The organism is Sphingomonas sp. Leaf357, assembly GCF_001423845.1.
Classification (GTDB): domain Bacteria; phylum Pseudomonadota; class Alphaproteobacteria; order Sphingomonadales; family Sphingomonadaceae; genus Sphingomonas.
In genome coordinates, this window is the sequence record NZ_LMPM01000001.1 from 39,025 (window position 1) to 57,538 (window position 18,514).

Sequence of the window (18,514 nt, forward strand, 5' to 3'; positions counted from 1 at the left end):
ATCATGCGGCGGGGGCCTCGTCGTCCTCGGCGCGCTCGGAACTGCGCTCCAGCGCCACCTTGATCATCGCGGTCATCGGATCGGCCAGCGCCAGCCCCAGAATGCCGAACAGGGTACTCGCCAGAATCTGCGCGCCGAGCGTCAGCGCCGGGGGCAGATCGACGGTCTTCTTGGCCACCATCGGGATCACGACATAGCCGTCGAACGTCTGCACGACGAAATAGGTCGCCAGCGCGGCGATGCCTGTGTCGGCGCCGGCGCTGAAGCCCACCGCCGTCATCAGCACGCCGGTGATGAACGCGCCGACATTGGGGATGAATGCCAGGATCGCGGCGATGATGCCCAGCACCATGGCCATCGGCACGCCGAAGAACCACAGGATCAGGAACGTCAGCACGCCCTCCAACGCCATGCCGAGCAGACGCCCGGCGAGTAGGCGGCGCATCGTCACGCCCATGCGCTGCATCGTCAGCGCGAATTCGGCGCGGTTGGCCTCGGGGATCATCCATTGCAGCCCGCGATCGTAGAGCCTCGGCTCCATCGCGATGAACAGGCCGAGCACGAGGATCATGAACAGGCTGGTCAGCGCGCCGAGAGCGATGCCGAGATACGAGCCGATCTTGCCGACCGACCCCAGCGCCTGTTGCGCGATGCTGCTGAGATCCGATTTGCCCGGCATGATGCCCATGCTGGCCAGCCAGCCCGACACCTTGTCGAACTGCCCCTCCAGCGTCGCGCGAAGCTGGGTGAATTGCTGCGCGACCTGCACCCCGGTCAGGTAGAAGGTGCCAAGCAGGAAGGCGACCGTCAGCAGGACGACGATCGTCAGCCGCCAGCCGCGCCCGATCTTCAGCACCTTGCCGAGCAGGCGCACGCCGCCGTCGAGCATCGCGGCGAAGACCAGGCCGGCGAAGATGATCAGCAGCGGCTGGACCAGCAGCACGATCAGAGCGATCGCGCAGGCGATGCCGAACCACACGCTGGCCTTCTTGATTTCAGCACGGACGGCGGGATCGCGGACCTCGTTGGGGCTCGCGCCCGAGATCACCTGCACCTTGTCGTCGGCTGAATTCACTTCGCGGTCTCCTGCGGATGCAGCGAATTGCCCGCGCGCCCGGAGCGCAGAGCGCCCCACCAGGTCAGCGGGTTCCACGACGCGGTGCCGTCGAGCGAGAAGGTGATGAATTCGGCGCGCCCGCCGACATATTCCCACGGCACCGCGCCGCCGAGGCCGAGATCCGGCTCACCCAGCGGGAAGCGACTGTCCGAACTACGATCGCGATTGTCGCCCATCAGGAAGACGTGGCCCGCCGGAATCGTGATCGGTCCGTAATTGTCGCCGGGGCTGTAGCCGAGATCGACCGTGTCGTAGCGGCGGCCGTTGGGCAGCGTCTCGGTAACGATGGGCAGGCGGCAATATTGCCTGCCGTCGGCCGCGGTTTCCAGCGCGCCGGGATATTCGTTGTCGGTGCACGGCAGATTGGCATCGACCGGCACCAGCACATCGTGGATCGGCCCGCGCTGCACCGCCTTGCCGTTGATGTAGAGCACGCCGCCGCGCACCTGCAGCCGATCGCCGGGCAGGCCGATCAGGCGCTTGATGTAATCGGTGTTGCGGCCCGGCGGGGTGACGATCACCACGTCGCCGCGGATCGGCAGGCGGCCGAACAGGCGGCCATGGACGAAGGGCAGTTGCACGCCCCAGCTTTCCTCCGGCTGGTGCAGCACCAGCCCGCGGAAGATCGCCGCCGGATTGGGAATCGTCGGCGAGATGAACGACCAGCCATAGGGATATTTCGTCACCACCAGCCGATCGCCGGTGCGCAGGATCGGCATCATTGACTCGGACGGGATGTAGAACGGCTTGGCGATGAAGCTGTGGAAGCCGAGCACGGCGAGGATCAGCCACAGGATGCCCTTCACCTCTTCCCACCAAACCGATTTCGTGGCCTTGGAAGTCGGGGCGGTCGCCGGACCGGAATTGGCCGTTTCGGGGGCCATTTCGGGTTCGCCCAGCACCGGAGTCTCGGCCGTCATTCGGTATCCTCAATCGGTCGGGATGGCCTCGATGATCACGAAGGCCTGCGCCCAGGGATGATCGTCGGTCATCGTCAGATGTACGCGCGCGGCGTGGCCGTCCGGTGTCAACGCGTCAAGCCTCGCCTTGGCCCCGCCGGTCAGCAGCAAAGTCGGCGCGCCGGACTTCGCGTTGACCACGCCGATGTCCTTCATGAACACGCCGGCGCGAAAGCCGGTGCCGACCGCCTTCGAAAACGCCTCCTTGGCGGCGAAGCGCTTGGCCAGCGTGCCCGCCTTGGTGAACGGCCGGCGCGCAGCCTTGGCGCGTTCGGTTTCGGTGAACACGCGATTCTCGAACCGCTCGCCGAACCGGTCGAGCGACGCCTGGATACGCTCGATATTGCACAGGTCGGAGCCGAGGCCGATGATCACCGTGCCGCATCCATCGCGGCACGCATGAGCCGAACCGCCTCGCCCAACCCCACGAACATCGCCTCGCCGATCAGGAAATGTCCGATGTTCAATTCCCGCACCTGCGGGATCGCCGCGATCGGAGCGACATTGTCATAGGTCAGGCCGTGCCCGGCATGCACCTCGATGCCGTTCTTCGCCGCCAGCGCGGCGGCATCGGCGAGGCGGCGCAGTTCCACCGCGCGCGCTTCGCCGTCCAGTTCGGCATAACGCCCGGTGTGCAATTCGACGACCGGCGCGCCGAGCCGGAGCGCCGCCTCGATTTGCCGCGCATCGGGTTCGATGAACAACGAGACGCGGATGTTCGCGCCTTTCAGTTCGGACACCAGGGGCGCGAGGCGGTTATGCTGCCCGGCTGCATCCAGCCCGCCCTCGGTGGTCAGTTCCTCGCGCTTTTCCGGCACGATGCACGCGGCATGCGGGCGATGGCGCAGCGCGATGGCGAGCATTTCGGCGGTCGCCGCCATCTCCAGATTAAGCGGGATGGTCAGCTGTTCCGACAGGCGCGCGATATCGTCGTCGGTGATGTGCCGCCGATCCTCGCGCAGATGCGCCGTGATCCCGTCCGCCCCGGCCTCCGCCGCCAGCAGCGCGGCCCGCACCGGATCGGGATATCCCGCCCCCCGCGCATTGCGCACCGTGGCGACGTGATCGATGTTGACTCCGAGGCGAAGGATGTCGGTCATGTCCGTGCTCCTGTGCCGGCGAACCAGGCGAGTGCCGCCGCCGAGCCAAGTCCCGCCACGGCCTGCATCGCCCGGCCGCCCGGCGGGAGCAGCAGGGCGGCGGCGTCGAGCGCGGTCATCACGCCGGCCAACCGCAGATAGCGTTCACCGCCGCCGGCCCACCACAGGCCGACGAAATGCACGCCGACGAGTATGCCGACCACCGGCAAAAGATAGCCCGTCAGGCCGAGCCGGATCAGCACGATCTGGGCGAACGCGATCGCGGCGAACTCGGCCACTACCGCGACCCAATAGCGATTCATCCGGAACAGACCAGTGCGCGGTTCGTGCATCCGCCAGGCGCGCCACGCCAGCACGGCGATCGCCGCCAGTCCGGCAGCGGCGATCGAATAGTACCAGGGGGCGGGCAACGCGGCCGCACCGACCAGCAGCCACAGGACCGCAAATCCAAGTCCGATCGCTCGCCCGGTGAACGCGCTCATGAACAGGCCGCCGCGCTGAGCAGGTCGTAGGTAAAGCCCTTGCCCTCCCACACCTCGCCGAACCGGAAATCGTCGGACGATCGGTTGGCGAAGACGATCACGACCAAGTCGTCCTCGGGAAAGATGAAGTTGCGCGTCTGCACCCCGCCGATCTCGCCGTCGCGCTGCACGATCCGCTTCGGTTTCGCACAGCCTTTGAGTTGGCCGGGGAACACCCATTGGCCGAGCGCCTGATAGCTGCCGTTGCCTTCAGGCTTCCACAGCTCCTCACGGGTGACAGGCGAAAGAATTTTGCCCGTCATCAGCGCACGATCGAAGTCGAACACGGAATGCGCCGTACCGATCAGCCCACCTGCGAAACCAAAGGCGGCCAATTCATAGTGCGGCTCGGCCTTGCCCGAAACGAACCCGGGCATAGCCATCTCGCCTGGCCGCGCCATCGCCATGCCTTTCGGCCATAGGCCCGACATGTCGTCCGAGTCGCCGACGAGGGCGGCCCCGGCAACGATATAATCGCAGTTATTGTAGCTGAACGGACTGTTCGGCACTGCCGGCTTGGAAATGCAGTACGCTAGATCGGGCACCGGCTTGAGGTAAAAGTCTGGAACGCCGCCTGGCGACTTCGGCGTATCGTCGGCATTGGCCAAGCCACTGTGATGCGTCAGCAACTGGCGAACCGACACCCCGCCGAACGATGGCCTGTCGAGCGTCTCACCCAGCGGCATATCCATCGCTCCCGGTCGTGCGGCAGGTGTCGCGTAAGACGCAACCAGATAGGTGGCTACGATCTGCTTGGTGATGGAGGCCAGCCGCCATCTGCCCCCGGCCTTGTGCAGGGTCTTGCCGCCCGGCGCTACAGAACCATAGCCCTTGTCCAACACCACCGTGTCACCCTTGGCGACCAATACCTCACCCGCCAGCTTGGATTGCGCCGCGACCATATCGACCCGCGCGACTGTCGGCGTCACTGCCGCAGCCAGAGCGAGCAAAAGGCTCACGCAGCCCGGCTCCCCGGCTTGATCGCCGGGATCGCCTCCAGTTCGGGCGGCAGGGCATCGGCGGCATAGGTCGGCACGTCGATCCGGATCAGCGGGAAGAACGGGACGCCGAGATCGGCCCTGCCCGACGAACGATCGACCAGCGCGCCGGCCGCGACCGTTTCGCCGCCCGCGCGCACGATCGCGGCGATCGCCTCGCGGGACGACAGGCCGGTCGTCACCACGTCTTCCATCATGAACACGCGCGTGCCCGGCTCCAGCCGGAAACCACGTCGCAGTTCGAAGATGCCGGCAGGCCGTTCGAGGAACATCGCCGCGACGCCCAGCGCGCGGCCCATTTCGTGTCCGGCGATCACCCCGCCCATCGCCGGCGAGACGACCGCCTGGATCGACGCGCGGACGTCGGCCGGCAGGCGCGCGACCAGCGCCTCGGCCAACCGGGCGCCCCGCGCCGGATCCATCAACACGCGCGCGCATTGCAGGTATCGCGGCGAACGCAGGCCGGACGACAGGATGAAATGCCCCTCCAGCAGCGCCTCGGCGGCGCGGAATTCGTCCAGAACCTCGTCTTCCGTCATTCGCGCACCCTGCCTTTCGCGCGCCAAATAGAGCCGCGTGGCCCGCAAGTGCAACGGCACGCACAAAAAACTCCATGCATGGCGCTTGAGGGATAGGGGCCGCGCGCGTATAGGCGCGGGTCAAACGGGTGGAATCCTGCCCAGTGCTGCGCCGCGGAATGTCGCAGCACCATCGCCAGGGGTGACGACACATATGCGCATGACGGGGTTCAAATCGATCGCACTGGCAGCCGGGCTGCTGGTGGCTGGCGCGGGCTATGCCGCGGCGCCGCCCGCTGCACCGACCGCTCCCACCGCGCCTGCCGTCACCGCGCCGGCACCCGCCACGGTGGCTCCGGTCACGGCCGCGCCTGCCGCTGCGCCAGCATCGGCCAGCCCTGCCCTGGCGCAGGACGGCGCCTATGCGATCGCGCCCACCGCCGGCATCGGCCAGCCGGTGAACGGCCATTACGGCATCCAGCCGCAGGTGACCAAGAACGGCGAACGCGCGCATCATTTCCACGATGCGATCCTCGTGCCGGTGATCACCGTCGTCTCGCTGTTCGTGCTCGGACTGCTGTTCTGGGTGGTGTATCGCTACCGCGCGGCGAAGAACGCCGTGCCGTCCAAGACCAGCCACAACACCGCGATCGAGATCGTCTGGACGCTGGCCCCGGTGCTGATCCTCGTGTTGCTCGCGGTGCCGTCGATCGGGCTGCTGCAGGCCCAGTTCAAGCCCGCGCCGGCCAACGCCATCACGCTGAAGGCGATCGGCAACCAATGGTATTGGTCGTATCAATACCCGGATAACGGTGGCTTCGAGATTACCGCGAACCTGCTGAAGGAAAAGGGCGATCCGTCGCTTGCCGCCGGCGCGCGCTTCCGCACCGATGCCGACGGCCCGCGCCTGCTCGCGACCGACAACCGGATCGTGCTGCCGGTCGGCGTGCCGATCCGTCTGATCACCACCGCCAACGACGTGATCCACAGCTGGGCGGTTCCCGCCTTCTGGATCAAGCTGGACGCGGTGCCCGGTCGCCTGAACGAGACGAGCTTCACGATCGAGAAGCCGGGCGTCTATTTCGGCCAGTGCAGCGAACTCTGCGGCGCGCGCCACGGCTACATGCCGATCGCGGTCGAGGCCGTTCCACTCGCGCAGTTCAACGCCTGGGTGCTGGCCAAGGGCGGCTCGGTCAAGGGTGCCAAGCCCTCGACCGCGCCCGCCGCGCTGACCCCGCAGGCCGCCGGTGCCGCCGCGGCCCCGGCCAGCAACATCACCGACGGCGCAGTCGAGAATGCGACCGCCGTCGCTCCTGCCACCACCCAGGGCGCGACGGGCAACCCCGCCGGCGCCGGCACGGGACAGTAAGACATGACCGATACCGCCATCCATTCGTCCGCGTTCACGGCCCATGGCCATGACGATCATGCGCACGACACCGAACACAAGCCGGCATTCTTCGCACGCTGGTTCATGTCGACCAACCACAAGGACATCGGGACGCTGTACCTGATCTTCGCGATCATCGCGGGGATCATCGGCGGTTCGGTCTCCGGCCTGATGCGCGCCGAACTGGCACATCCGGGCATCCAGTATCTGCAGGGCTGGGCCTCGATGCTGCATGGCGGTCCGGCCAGCCTCGACGAATCGCTCCATCTCTGGAACGTCCTCGTCACCGCGCACGGCCTGATCATGGTGTTCTTCATGGTCATGCCGGCGATGATCGGCGGCTTCGGCAACTGGTTCGTGCCGATCATGATCGGCGCGCCAGACATGGCCTTCCCGCGCATGAACAACATCTCGTTCTGGCTGCTGGTCCCCGCCTTCTCGCTGCTGCTCGCCTCGCCGTTCTTCGGTGGCGCGGGTAACGGCTGGACGCTCTACGCACCGCTCTCCACCTACGGCGAACCGGGGCCGTCGACCGACATGGCGATCCTGTCGCTGCATCTGGCTGGCGCATCGTCGATCCTGGGTGCGATCAATTTCATCACCACGATCTTCAACATGCGCGCACCGGGCATGACGCTGCACAAGATGCCGCTGTTTGTGTGGTCGGTGCTGGTCACCGCGTTCCTGCTGCTGCTGGCGCTGCCGGTGCTGGCCGCGGCGATCACGATGCTGCTGACCGATCGCAACTTCGGCACCACCTTCTTCGATCCGTCGGGCGGTGGCGATCCGATCCTGTACCAGCATCTGTTCTGGTTCTTCGGCCATCCCGAAGTGTACATCATGATCCTGCCGGGCTTCGGCATCGTCAGCCACATCATCTCGACCTTCTCGAAGAAGCCGGTGTTCGGCTATCTCGGCATGGCCTATGCCATGGTCGCGATCGGCGTGGTCGGGTTCGTCGTGTGGGCGCACCACATGTTCACGACGGGTCTGAGCGTGAACACCAAGATGTACTTCACCGCCGCGACGATGGTGATCGCGGTCCCCACCGGCATCAAGATCTTCTCGTGGATCGCGACGATGTGGGGCGGATCGATGAGCTTCAAGACCCCGATGGTCTGGGCGATCGGCTTCATCTTCATGTTCACCGTCGGCGGCGTGACCGGCGTGGTGCTCGCGAACGGCGGCGTCGACGACTATATGCAGGACACCTATTACGTGGTGGCGCATTTCCACTACGTGCTGTCGCTGGGTGCGGTCTTCTCGCTGTTCGCCGGGTTCTACTACTGGTTCCCGAAGATGTCGGGCAAGATGTACAACGAGTTCCTCGGCCAGCTGCACTTCTGGGTGTTCTTCATCGGCGTGAACGTGATGTTCTTCCCGATGCACTTCCTGGGCCTGCAGGGTCAGCCGCGCCGCATGCCCGATTACACCGACGGGCTGGCGCACTGGAACTACGTCGCCACGGTCGGCTACATGATCATGGCCGCAGGCATGGTGGTGTTCTTCGTCAACCTGTTCTGGTCGCTGTTCGCGGGCAAGAAGGCCCCCGACAATCCCTGGGGCGAAGGTGCGACGACGCTGGAATGGACCCTGTCCTCCCCGCCGCCGTTCCACCAGTTCGAGACGCTGCCGCGGATCGACTAACGGGCGAGGCGGGTGGCGCAGCTATCCGCCGGCGGGGCAAAGCCCCGCGCGAATGCCCGGCCGGCCCGGCAAAGCCGGGACTGACGATGCGGGGCCGCCCCCGCATCCCGCCAAACAGAAAAACGCCCCGGCTCATCACCGGGGCGTTTTTCGTTGTCGGCCCATCTGCGCCAACGCAGTTCTCTCCCCGGAGATTGCGACGCCGATCGAGTTGCACCATCATGCCGCGATGGACTTCATGAAGTGGCTCAACTCGCTCGGCGACCTGCTCTACGAAGTCATGAGCTGGCTGATCTTCTATCCGATCACGTTGTGGCGCACCGTCACCAACCCGCTCGACGCGATGGGCTATTCCGACCGGGAACTGCACGACAGCGAAGACCAGCAATTCACCGATACGCTGAACCCGCCGCTGTTTCTCGTCCTGTCGCTGCTGCTAACCCAGGCGATCGACGTGGCGGTGGGCGGCGGCACGAACCCGATCGTGGCGCAGAAGGCCGGGCTCGCCGGCTTCATCAGCGACGACACCAGCCTGCTCGCGCTCAGGTTGATCCTGTTCTCGCTCTTTCCGCTGATGATGGCCGCTCGCGCGCTCAGGGCCAAGCGCGTCAAGCTGACCCGTCAGCGGCTGAAGGGGCCGTTCTACGCGCAATGCTATGCCTGCGCACCGTTCGCACTGTTCCTGGGAATCGGAGTATCGCTGGGGCACACGCCGCTTCCCGCCGCCCGCATCTTCGGCGCGGTCCTCTCGCTCGGTGCGGTGTGTGCCTATCTCACGGCGGAGACGATGTGGTTCTCCCGTCATCTGCAGCAGGGCTGGGTGCGCGGATGTCTCAACGCCCTTCGCGCTTTCATAGAGGCGATGGTCGTGGCCCTGGCGCTCGCGGTGCTGTTCGTCATTCCGTGACGATCCGCTGGCCACGAAGACGGATCGCCAAGCCTTTCCCCAACCCGCTCAAAGGCCTATAGCGCCCGCAACCATGACCGCGACGACTCTCCCTTTGCCCGCCGACTGGCGCGATTTTCTGGCGCTCACCAAGCCGCGCGTGATGACGCTCGTCGTGTTCACCGGGCTGTGCGGGATGCTCGCGGCCCCCGTCACGATCGATCCCGTGCTGGGCTTCACCGCGATCCTGTGCATCGCGCTCGGTGCGGGCGCGGCGGGCGCGCTGAACCAGTGGTACGAGGCGGATATCGATTCCAAGATGAAGCGCACGCAGGGCCGCCCGCTGCCCGCCGGGCGGATGGAACGCGGATCGGCGCTGCATTTCGGGGTCGGGCTGGCAGCGTTCTCGGTGATCCTGCTCGGGCTGGCCACCAACGTGCTGGCCGCTGCCATCCTCACCGTCTCGATCCTGTTCTACGTCTTGGTCTACACCGTATGGCTGAAGCGCCGCACGCCGCAGAACATCGTCATCGGCGGGGCGGCGGGCGCGTTTCCGCCGTTGATCGGCTGGGCCGCCGCGACCGGCGACATCGCGACTTTGCCGGTCTTGCTGTTCGTGCTCGTCTTCCTGTGGACGCCGCCGCATTTCTGGGCGCTCGCGCTCTTCATGAAGACCGATTATGCCGCCGCCGGCGTGCCGATGTTGCCCGTCGTGGCGGGCGAGCGCGCGACGCGAACCCAGATCGGCCTCTACACGATCCCGATGGCCGCCGCCGCGATCGCGCCCTGGGCGCTTGGGCTGACCGGCGCGATCTATGGCTGGGTGGCGGTGGCGACGACCGCATTGTTCGCCGCGATGGCGGCGCAGGTCGCGACCCGGCGCACGCGCCCGGACGACACGATGCGCCCGGAAAAGCGCCTGTTCGCCTATTCGATCCTGTATCTGTTCATTCTGTTCGGCGCGCTCGTCGCCGACCATTGGATCTGACGCTCATGCCGCACGACCCCATCCAAAGCGAAGCCGACCTGATCCGCGCCCGCCAGCGCAGCCGCGCGATCGTGATGGCGGCGATCCTCGGCGCGTTCGTGATCCTGGTGTTCGCGATCAGCATCGCCAAGATCAAGGCGGGGATGCCGCATTGAGCACCGCTCGGTCGACCGGCCAAGCCAGAATGAGTGGAACGGGCCGCACCGCCTTGTTCGCGGTGCTGGGCATCTGCTTCATGACCGGGCTCGCCTGGGCCAGCGTGCCGCTTTATCGCCTGTTCTGTCAGGCGACCGGCCTGAATGGCACCACGCAACGCGGGCTCGCCGCCCCCGGCGCTGTGGACGGCAAGATCCGCATCGATTTCGACACCAATGTCAGCCCAAAGCTGCCGTGGAAGTTCGAGCCGGAAAATCCGTCCGAGACCGTCGATATCGGCGCGCGCGACATGGTGTTCTTCAACGCCACCAATACGAGCGGCAAACCGATCACCGGCACCGCGACGTTCAACGTGACGCCGGCGCAGGCAGGCAAGTATTTCACCAAGATCCAGTGCTTCTGCTTCACCCAGCAGACGCTGAAAGCGGGCGAGACGGCACGCATGCCGGTAATCTTCTTCGTCGATCCGAAGATCATGGCGGACCCGGATGCGAAAGATATCCGCACGATCACGCTCAGTTACACGTTTTACCCGGTGGATTCCGGCAAAGCAGCAAGCTAGAGCGGATTGAAACAGGCTAACAGGGGACCGACCATGGCCGGCGCCAAGAACCACGATTACCATATTCTCGCGCCCGATCCGTGGCCGATCATCGGCTCGTTTTCGGCACTCGCCATGGCGGCGGGCGGCATCCTGTGGATGCATGGCGGGCATGTCGGCCATCCCAATGGCGGCGGCGTGGTCTTCTTCCTCGGCCTGCTCGGCGTGCTGACCACCATGTTCTGCTGGTGGGGCAACGTGATCAAGGAAGCGCATGCCGGCGATCACACACCCGTCGTGCAGCTTCACCTGCGCTACGGCATGATCCTGTTCATCGCCTCCGAAGTCATGTTCTTCGTCGGCTGGTTCTGGGCGTTCTTCGATTTCTCGCTGTTTCCGGCACCGGTCGAGCTGGCCGCCGGCGTGCCCGGCCTGATCGCCGATGCCGCCAAGGGCGCGGCGACCTGGCCACCCAAGGGCCTGGAGGTGATCGACGCCTTCAAGTTCCCGCTGCTCAACACGCTGATCCTGTTGACCAGCGGTACGACCGTCACCTGGGCACACCATGCCCTGATCCACGGCCAGCGCGGTGGCGAGAAGACTGGCCTGTGGGGCCTGATCGGCGTCGGCAACAAGGACGGCGTGCTGAAGGGCCTGTGGCTGACGATCGTGCTCGGCATCCTGTTCAGCTCGATCCAGGCCTACGAATATTCGGAGGCGCCGTTCCCGTTCAAGGGCATCAACTACGGCGCGTCCTTCTTCATGGCGACGGGCTTCCATGGCTTCCACGTGCTGATCGGCACGATCTTCCTGATCGTCTGCCTGGTGCGCGCCTATAAGGGCGATTTCACCCCGAAGCAGCATTTCGGCTTCGAGGCGGCGGCCTGGTACTGGCACTTCGTCGATGTGGTGTGGCTGTTCCTGTTCGTCACGATCTACGTCTGGGGCGGCTGGGGGGCGCCGGTCCACGGCGGTTGACCGATCCCGTGCGGGCCGAGGCGGAGACGCCGCCGCGGCCCGCATCCCCTACCCCCCCGCCCACACCGATGCAGGTAGCCCTGGGGGGCGTATGCCCGCGCTGCGGCGCGAAGACCCTGTTCGACGGGTTCGCCACTTTCGCCCCGAAATGTGCGAAGTGTGGGCTGGATCTCAGCAGCTTCAACGTCGGCGACGGCCCTGCGGCATTTCTCACGCTGATCCTCGGCGCGATCGTCACCGCACTCGCGATCACGCTCGAACTCACGCTGCATCCGCCGCTCTGGGTGCACATGCTGATCTGGATCCCGGTGACGGCAGTTGGCGTGATCGTGTCGCTGCGCGCCGCGAAAGGCGCACTGATCGCCGCCGAATATCGCAACGCCGCGCGCGAGGGCCGGATCAGCGATACACTGGATGAGGGTTGAACGCATGAAGCGCGTGCCCGTGATCGCGACGATCGTCGTCGCTCTGGCCATCGCGGCGATGATCGGCCTTGGGCTCTGGCAATTGCAGCGCAAGACCGAAAAGGAGGCGCTGCTCGTCCAATATGCCGCCAATATCACGCGCCCGCCGATCGCCTTCCCCGCCATACCGGTCGATGACACTCTGCTGTTTCGCAAGGCGAGCGGCATGTGCCTGGAGCCGGTCGCGTGGAGCGAGCGCTCGGGCCGCAATTCGAAGGGCGGCTCGGGCTGGCGCCAGATCGCGCGATGCCGCACCGGTGTCGAAGGGCCGGGGATGACGGTGCAGGTGGGCGTGGCGCGCGCGGCCGGCGGCAAGCCGGCCTGGAAGGGCGGCGAGGTCCATGGCTACATCACGCACGCGCCGGACGATCAGCCGCTGATCCTGTCGCTGATCGGCAAATCGCGGCCCAAGACGCTGATGCTGGTCAGCGACACGCCGGCCGCCGGGCTGGACGCCAATCCTGGGCCGGACCTGTCGGCCGTGCCGAACAACCATCTCGCTTATGCGGTGCAATGGTTCATCTTCGCGGCGCTGGCGGGGATCATCTATGTGCTCGCGCTCAGATGGCGGGGTACATCTCCAGCCAAGCCGTCATCCTGAAGGCGTTCAGGAAACACGCTCACCATGACGGGCTTGCAGTTGCCGAGTCGGCCACCGCCCGCTAGTCGCCACAGCCTATGCGCTACGTAAGCACTCGGGGCTCCGCGCCCGTTCTCGATTTCCAGCAAGTCACGCTGGCCGGCCTCGCCAGCGATGGCGGCTTGTACCTGCCCGAGGCGTGGCCGACGCTCAGCCACGAGCAGATCGCCGCGCTGCAGGGACTGTCCTATGTCGATACCGCCGTCGAGGTGATGGCGCCGTTCGTCGAGGGCACGCTCACTCGCGAACACCTGAAGGCGCTTTGCACGCAGGCTTACGGCCGGTTCAGCCACGCCGCGGTCACGCCTTTGGTGCAGCTCGACGGACAGCATTGGCTGCTCGAACTGTTCCATGGCCCGACGCTGGCGTTCAAGGACGTGGCGCTGCAATTCCTCGGCCTGCTGTTCGAACGCTTCCTGAGCGGCAGCGACAAGCACCTCACAGTCGTCGGCGCGACGTCGGGCGACACCGGATCGGCGGCGATCGATGCGCTGGCGGGGCGGGCCGGCGTGGACGTGTTCATGCTCCACCCCAAGGGCCGCGTGTCGGACGTGCAGCGTCGGCAGATGACCACCGTGCTCGCGCCCAACATCTACAATATCGCGATCGACGGCAGCTTCGACGACGCGCAGGCGCTGGTGAAGGCGATGTTCAACTCGCCCGACTTCAGCGGCAGGTTCACCCTGTCGGCGGTCAACTCGATCAACTGGGCGCGGCTGATGGCGCAGGTCGTCTATTATTTCTATGCCGCCGTGCGCCTCGGCGCGCCGGAGCGGCCGGTGGCGTTCTCGGTGCCGACGGGCAATTTCGGCGACGTGTTCGCCGGCTATGTCGCGGCCAAGATGGGTCTGCCGGTCGCCAAACTGATCGTCGCGACCAACGTCAACGACATCCTGCACCGCGCGCTGTCGGAGGGCGATTACTCGCAAGGCACGGTCGTGCCGACCCCCTCCCCGTCGATGGACATCCAGGTGTCGAGCAATTTCGAGCGGCTGCTGTTCGATCTCGGTGGTCGCGATGGCGCGGCGCTGGCGGCGCAGATGCAGGGGTTCGAGGCGTCGAAGGCGATGCGGCTGACCAATGCGCAGCGGGCCGGAGCGGAGCCGTTGTTCGTCAGCGACCGGATCGATCTCGACGACATGGCGCTCGCGATGCGCTGGGCCTGCGACGGCACCGGCGAGGTGATCGACCCGCATACCGCGATCGCTTTGGCCGCCGCGCGGCGGATCGACTTAGGAAACGTACCGATCGTCACGTTGGCGACCGCGCATCCGGCCAAGTTCCGCGATGCCGTGGAACGCTCGACCGGCGCGCGCCCCTCCCTGCCCGCGCGGATCGGCGACCTGTTCGATCGCGAGGAACGCTATGACAGCCTGCCCGGCACGTTCGACGCGGTAACGGCCTATATCGGCGAGCGCGCCACCCCGTCGGCATGAGCGGCTCATGAAGCTCGAAACCCTGATCGGCGAACCGTGGGCGGATTACGGCCTGATCGATTCGGGCCATGGCCGGAAGCTGGAACGCTATGGCCGCTTCCGCTTCATCCGGCCCGAAGCGCAGGCCTTGTGGGCACCCGCCAAGTCCGACTGGAAGGCACATGGCGAGTTCGTGCCCGGATCGGACGAGGATGGCGGAGGGCGCTGGGAATTCAACGAACCCGTGCCCCGCGAAGGCTGGCCGCTGAAGTGGGACGACGTGTCCTTCACCGCCAACAACACGCCCTTCCGCCATCTCGGCTTCTTCCCGGACATGGCACCGGTGTGGAGCTGGATGCGCGAACAGGTGTCCGACAAAGCCGAACCCGAATGCATGAACCTGTTCGGCTATACCGGCGTCGGCACCTGCGCGATGGCGGCGCGGGGCGTGAAGATGGTGCATGTCGACGCCTCCAAGAAGTCGGTCGAGGCCGCGCGGGCCAATGCCGCATTGTCGGGCCTGTCCGACAAGCCGATCCGCTGGATGACCGACGATGCGACCAAGTTCGTCGCGCGCGAAGTGCGGCGCGGGCGGCGCTACGACGGCATCCTGCTCGATCCGCCGAAATACGGCCGCGGCCCGGATGGAGAGGTGTGGAAGCTGGAGGAGGGCCTACCGGGCCTGATCCAGGATTGCCGCAAGCTGCTCGACGACGAATCGCGCTTCCTGTTCCTCACCGTCTATGCGGTGCGCATGTCCGCGCTGGCGATCGGCGAGCTGCTGCGCCAGACCTTCGCCGATCTCGGCGGCACGGTGGAGGCGGGCGAACTGGCGGTGCGCGAGGAAGCGCGCGGGCTGATCATGCCGACCGCGATCTGGGCCCGCTGGCACCGCTGAGCTTTGCATTGATGCGTGGCCGGCCCTAAGCCGCTGCGAAACATCAGGAGAGTTTGCATGCGTGAAGCCGCCATCGTCGCCACCGCCCGCACGCCGATCGGCAAGGCGTATCGCGGCGCGTTCAACATCACCGAGGCGCCGGTGCTGGCCGGCCATGTGATGAACGCTGCGGTCGAGCGCGCCGGGATCGATCCCAGTCGCATCGACGAGATCTTCTGGGGCGTCGGCGGGCAGTTCGGCACGCAGGGCGGAAATGCCGGACGCATGGCGGTGTTCGCCGCGAACCTGCCGCAGAGCGTGCCGGCCTTCACGCTCGACCGGAAATGCGGTTCCGGACTGACGGCCGTCGCGCTCGCCGCGCGCTCGATCATCTGCGACGAGATGGACGTAGCGCTCGCCGGGGGCATGGAATCGATCAGCCTGACCGTCACCAAGGAAATGCCCCGCTACGTCAACCAGTCGGTGATCGCCAACGAACCGGCGGCCTATATCCCGATGATCGAGACCGCCGAGATCGTCGCGCTGCGCTACGGCATCACCCGCGAGGCGCAGGACGCGTACGGCGCGCAGAGCCAGCAGCGCGCGGTTGCCGGGCTGAAGGCCGGCGCGTTCGCCGAGGAGATCGCGCCGATCACGGTGGAGAAGGCGATCTTCGACAAGGCCGGCACGCAAACCGGCACCGAGATGGTCACGCTCAGCCAGGACGAGGGCATTCGCGACGGCACGACCGCCGAGGGACTGGCCGGGCTGAAGACGGTGTGGCCGGGCGGCGAATTCACCGGCCCCGGCACCAACATCACCGCGGGCAATGCCAGCCAGCTGTCGGACGGCGCATCGGCGCAGATCCTGATGGATCGCAAGACGGCGGAAGCCGAGGGCAAGCAGATCCTTGGCATCTATCGCGGCTTCCAGGCGGCCGGATGCGGCCCGGAGGAAATGGGCATCGGGCCGGTGTTCGCGATCCCCAAGCTGCTCGATCGCGCCGGGCTGTCGGTGGAGGATATCGGCCTGTGGGAGCTGAACGAAGCGTTCGCGTCGCAATGCCTGTATTGCCGCGATCATCTCGGCATCGATCCGGAGAGGTACAACGTCAATGGCGGCGCGATCGCGATAGGGCATCCGTTCGGGATGACGGGGTCGCGGCTGGTGGGCCATGCGCTGATCGAGGGACGCAAGCGCGGTGTGCGCTATGTCGTGGTGTCGATGTGCACGGCTGGCGGGATGGGCGCGGCTGGACTTTTCGAGATAGTCTGAAGGCGCATACCGGACGCATACCCCTTCCGTTCGTGCTGAGCTTGTCGAAGCACCGTTCTTCGTGCCGTGAACGGTGCTTTTGGAGGACGAAGAACGGCCCTTCGACAGGCTCAGGGCGAACGGAGCGGGCGGGTGAGACAAAGAGAAGGGCCGGGGATCGCTCCCCGGCCCTTTTCTTTTGGTCCAGCCTTGGGGGCTGGGTCGGTTCGGATCCTTTGGCCGAGCCCCGGTGAAGCCGTGGCTTTCGTCGGACGGGACCGACGGCATTGCCGCCAGTCCGCCGGCCGGATCGGAACGAGTCCTGAAACAGCTTTCGCTGTTTCAGGCCGTTCTCGATCAGAAATCCATGCCGCCCATGCCGCCCATGCCGCCGCCGCCGCCCATCGGCATCGCCGGCTTGTCTTCCGGCAGCTCGGACACGGCGGCTTCCGTCGTGATGAGCAGGCCGGCGACCGAGGCCGCGTTCTGGAGCGCGGTGCGGACGACCTTGGTCGGGTCGATCACGCCGGCCGCCACCAGATCCTCGTACACGTCGGTCGAGGCGTTGAAGCCGTACGACGTGTTGCCCTGGTCGAGCAGCTTGCCCGAGACGACCGCGCCGTCATGGCCGGCATTCTGTGCGATCTGGCGCACCAGCGACGTCAACGACTTGCGGACGATGTCGATGCCGCGCGTCTGGTCTTCGTTGGCACCGGTCATGCCGTCGAGCGCCTTGGTCGCGTACAGAAGCGCCGTGCCGCCACCGGGGACGATGCCCTCTTCGACGGCTGCGCGGGTTGCGTGCAGCGCGTCGTCGACGCGGTCCTTCCGCTCCTTCACTTCGACTTCCGAAGCACCGCCGACCTTGATCACGGCAACGCCGCCAGCGAGCTTCGCGAGACGCTCCTGGAGCTTCTCCTTGTCGTAATCGCTGGTGGTGTTCTCGATCTGCTGGCGGATCGCATCAGTACGGCCCTTGATCGCATCGGCTTCACCCGCACCGTCGATGATGGTGGTGTTGTCCTTGTCGATCGTGACGCGCTTGGCGGTGCCGAGCATGCCGACGGTCACCGACTCGAGCTTGATGCCCAGGTCTTCCGAGATCATCTCGCCCTTGGTCAGGATCGCGATGTCTTCCAGCATCGCCTTGCGACGATCGCCGAAGCCCGGAGCCTTGACCGCCGCGACCTTCAGGCCGCCGCGCAGCTTGTTGACGACGAGCGTGGCCAGAGCCTCGCCCTCGATGTCCTCGGCGATGATCAGGAGCGGACGACCCGACTGGACGACGGCTTCCAGGATCGGGAGCATCGCCTGCAGGTTCGACAGCTTCTTCTCGTGGATCAGGATGTACGGATCGTTCAGCTCGACCGTCATCTTTTCCGGGTTGGTGATGAAGTAGGGCGACAGATAACCACGGTCGAACTGCATGCCTTCGACGACGTCCAGCTCGAAATCGAGACCCTTGGCTTCCTCGACGGTGATCACGCCTTCCTTGCCGACACGCTCCATCGCTTCGGCGATCTTCTCACCGACGACGGTGTCGCCGTTGGCCGAGATGATGCCGACCTGCGCGACTTCGGCGGTGCCGGAGACGGGCTTCGAGCGCGACTTCACGTCCTCGATCACCTTGATCACGGCGAGGTCGATGCCGCGCTTCAGGTCCATCGGGTTCATGCCGGCGGCAACCGACTTCATGCCTTCGCGGACGATCGCCTGCGCCAGAACGGTCGCGGTGGTCGTGCCGTCGCCGGCCACGTCGTTGGTCTTCGAGGCGACTTCGCGCACCATCTGCGCGCCCATGTTCTCGAACTTGTCCTTGAGCTCGATTTCCTTGGCGACGGTGACGCCGTCCTTAGTGATGCGCGGGGCGCCATAGCTCTTGTCGATCACGACGTTGCGGCCCTTCGGGCCCAAAGTCACCTTCACCGCGTCGGCGAGGATATCCACGCCGCGCAGAATGCGCTCACGCGCGTCACGCGAAAATTTTACGTCCTTGGCTGCCATGTTGAGGCTACCCTTTCAAATCTGGATGTTTGCGAAGTTGCCGCGAAACGGCATTTAAAAT

General features: G+C 66.0%; 20 protein-coding genes. 12 read left to right on the top strand and 8 right to left on the bottom strand.

Going from position 1 to position 18,514, the window contains the following annotated elements; all coding sequences use genetic code 11:
• Nucleotide 1 precedes the first annotated feature (1 nt).
• From ASG11_RS00215 to pyrE, 7 genes are read right to left on the bottom strand one after another with little or no spacing between them, the layout of a single operon-like run.
• Nucleotides 2-1,075: an AI-2E family transporter gene (locus ASG11_RS00215; protein ID WP_082472508.1), complete on the bottom strand. Its 1,074-nt coding sequence runs from the start codon at nucleotides 1,073-1,075 to the stop codon at nucleotides 2-4.
• On the bottom strand, nucleotides 1,072-2,037 hold the full coding sequence (lepB, locus tag ASG11_RS00220) for a signal peptidase I (RefSeq protein WP_082472509.1): 966 nt from the start codon (nucleotides 2,035-2,037) through the stop codon (nucleotides 1,072-1,074). The genes ASG11_RS00215 and lepB overlap by 4 nt, the downstream gene beginning before the upstream one ends.
• A gap of 9 nt (nucleotides 2,038-2,046) precedes the next feature.
• Complete coding sequence (gene acpS, locus ASG11_RS00225; RefSeq protein ID WP_055773849.1) at nucleotides 2,047-2,451, bottom strand: holo-ACP synthase; 405 nt, start codon at nucleotides 2,449-2,451, stop codon at nucleotides 2,047-2,049.
• Complete coding sequence (locus tag ASG11_RS00230) at nucleotides 2,448-3,176, bottom strand: pyridoxine 5'-phosphate synthase (RefSeq protein ID WP_055773850.1); 729 nt, start codon at nucleotides 3,174-3,176, stop codon at nucleotides 2,448-2,450. The genes acpS and ASG11_RS00230 overlap by 4 nt, the downstream gene beginning before the upstream one ends.
• Nucleotides 3,173-3,658, bottom strand: coding sequence for a hypothetical protein (locus tag ASG11_RS00235; protein ID WP_055773852.1), 486 nt, complete (start codon nucleotides 3,656-3,658; stop codon nucleotides 3,173-3,175). Before ASG11_RS00235 ends, ASG11_RS00230 begins: the two co-directional genes overlap by 4 nt.
• Nucleotides 3,655-4,656 (bottom strand): serine hydrolase domain-containing protein, encoded by a 1,002-nt coding sequence (locus ASG11_RS00240; protein WP_156363595.1) that lies wholly within the window; start codon nucleotides 4,654-4,656, stop codon nucleotides 3,655-3,657. Before ASG11_RS00240 ends, ASG11_RS00235 begins: the two co-directional genes overlap by 4 nt.
• Nucleotides 4,653-5,234 (bottom strand): orotate phosphoribosyltransferase, encoded by a 582-nt coding sequence (gene pyrE, locus ASG11_RS00245; RefSeq protein WP_055773856.1) that lies wholly within the window; start codon nucleotides 5,232-5,234, stop codon nucleotides 4,653-4,655. Before pyrE ends, ASG11_RS00240 begins: the two co-directional genes overlap by 4 nt.
• 199 nt (nucleotides 5,235-5,433) lie before the next feature.
• Between pyrE and coxB the strand changes: the two genes are divergently transcribed.
• From coxB to ASG11_RS00300, 12 genes are all read left to right on the top strand, one after another.
• Entirely contained in the window at nucleotides 5,434-6,582 is a 1,149-nt protein-coding gene (gene coxB / locus ASG11_RS00250) for a cytochrome c oxidase subunit II (protein WP_082472751.1), read from the top strand.
• Between the two features lie 3 nt (nucleotides 6,583-6,585).
• On the top strand, nucleotides 6,586-8,250 hold the full coding sequence (gene ctaD, locus ASG11_RS00255; RefSeq protein ID WP_055773859.1) for a cytochrome c oxidase subunit I: 1,665 nt from the start codon (nucleotides 6,586-6,588) through the stop codon (nucleotides 8,248-8,250).
• Between the two features lie 238 nt (nucleotides 8,251-8,488).
• A complete protein-coding gene (locus ASG11_RS00260) occupies nucleotides 8,489-9,157 on the top strand; it encodes a hypothetical protein (protein WP_236697330.1) in 669 nt (222 codons plus the stop codon).
• Between the two features lie 73 nt (nucleotides 9,158-9,230).
• Nucleotides 9,231-10,124 carry a heme o synthase gene (locus tag ASG11_RS00265; protein ID WP_055773863.1) on the top strand — a complete coding sequence of 298 codons (894 nt, stop codon included), beginning with the start codon at nucleotides 9,231-9,233 and terminating at the stop codon, nucleotides 10,122-10,124.
• A 5-nt stretch (nucleotides 10,125-10,129) separates the two neighbouring features.
• The gene (locus tag ASG11_RS18915; protein WP_168371674.1) at nucleotides 10,130-10,279 is read left to right on the top strand and encodes a hypothetical protein; all 150 of its coding nucleotides are present in this window, start codon (nucleotides 10,130-10,132) and stop codon (nucleotides 10,277-10,279) included.
• A 29-nt stretch (nucleotides 10,280-10,308) separates the two neighbouring features.
• Nucleotides 10,309-10,842 (top strand): cytochrome c oxidase assembly protein, encoded by a 534-nt coding sequence (locus ASG11_RS00270; RefSeq protein ID WP_055773865.1) that lies wholly within the window; start codon nucleotides 10,309-10,311, stop codon nucleotides 10,840-10,842.
• Nucleotides 10,843-10,875: 33 nt separating this feature from the next.
• Nucleotides 10,876-11,799, top strand: a complete 924-nt coding sequence (locus tag ASG11_RS00275; RefSeq protein ID WP_055773867.1) for a cytochrome c oxidase subunit 3 — start codon at nucleotides 10,876-10,878, stop codon at nucleotides 11,797-11,799.
• A gap of 68 nt (nucleotides 11,800-11,867) precedes the next feature.
• Nucleotides 11,868-12,224 carry a DUF983 domain-containing protein gene (locus tag ASG11_RS00280; protein WP_055773869.1) on the top strand — a complete coding sequence of 119 codons (357 nt, stop codon included), beginning with the start codon at nucleotides 11,868-11,870 and terminating at the stop codon, nucleotides 12,222-12,224.
• 4 nt (nucleotides 12,225-12,228) lie between these two features.
• Entirely contained in the window at nucleotides 12,229-12,864 is a 636-nt protein-coding gene (locus ASG11_RS00285; protein ID WP_055773872.1) for an SURF1 family cytochrome oxidase biogenesis protein, read from the top strand.
• A 77-nt stretch (nucleotides 12,865-12,941) separates the two neighbouring features.
• Entirely contained in the window at nucleotides 12,942-14,339 is a 1,398-nt protein-coding gene (thrC, locus tag ASG11_RS00290; protein ID WP_055773873.1) for a threonine synthase, read from the top strand.
• A gap of 7 nt (nucleotides 14,340-14,346) precedes the next feature.
• Nucleotides 14,347-15,216, top strand: coding sequence for a class I SAM-dependent methyltransferase (locus ASG11_RS00295; RefSeq protein WP_055773875.1), 870 nt, complete (start codon nucleotides 14,347-14,349; stop codon nucleotides 15,214-15,216).
• Between the two features lie 57 nt (nucleotides 15,217-15,273).
• The gene (locus ASG11_RS00300) at nucleotides 15,274-16,470 is read left to right on the top strand and encodes an acetyl-CoA C-acyltransferase (protein WP_055773878.1); all 1,197 of its coding nucleotides are present in this window, start codon (nucleotides 15,274-15,276) and stop codon (nucleotides 16,468-16,470) included.
• A 336-nt stretch (nucleotides 16,471-16,806) separates the two neighbouring features.
• Here ASG11_RS00300 and groL read toward each other — a convergent pair whose 3' ends face one another.
• Nucleotides 16,807-18,453: a chaperonin GroEL gene (groL, locus tag ASG11_RS00305; RefSeq protein ID WP_055773880.1), complete on the bottom strand. Its 1,647-nt coding sequence runs from the start codon at nucleotides 18,451-18,453 to the stop codon at nucleotides 16,807-16,809.
• Nucleotides 18,454-18,514: the final 61 nt, after the last annotated feature.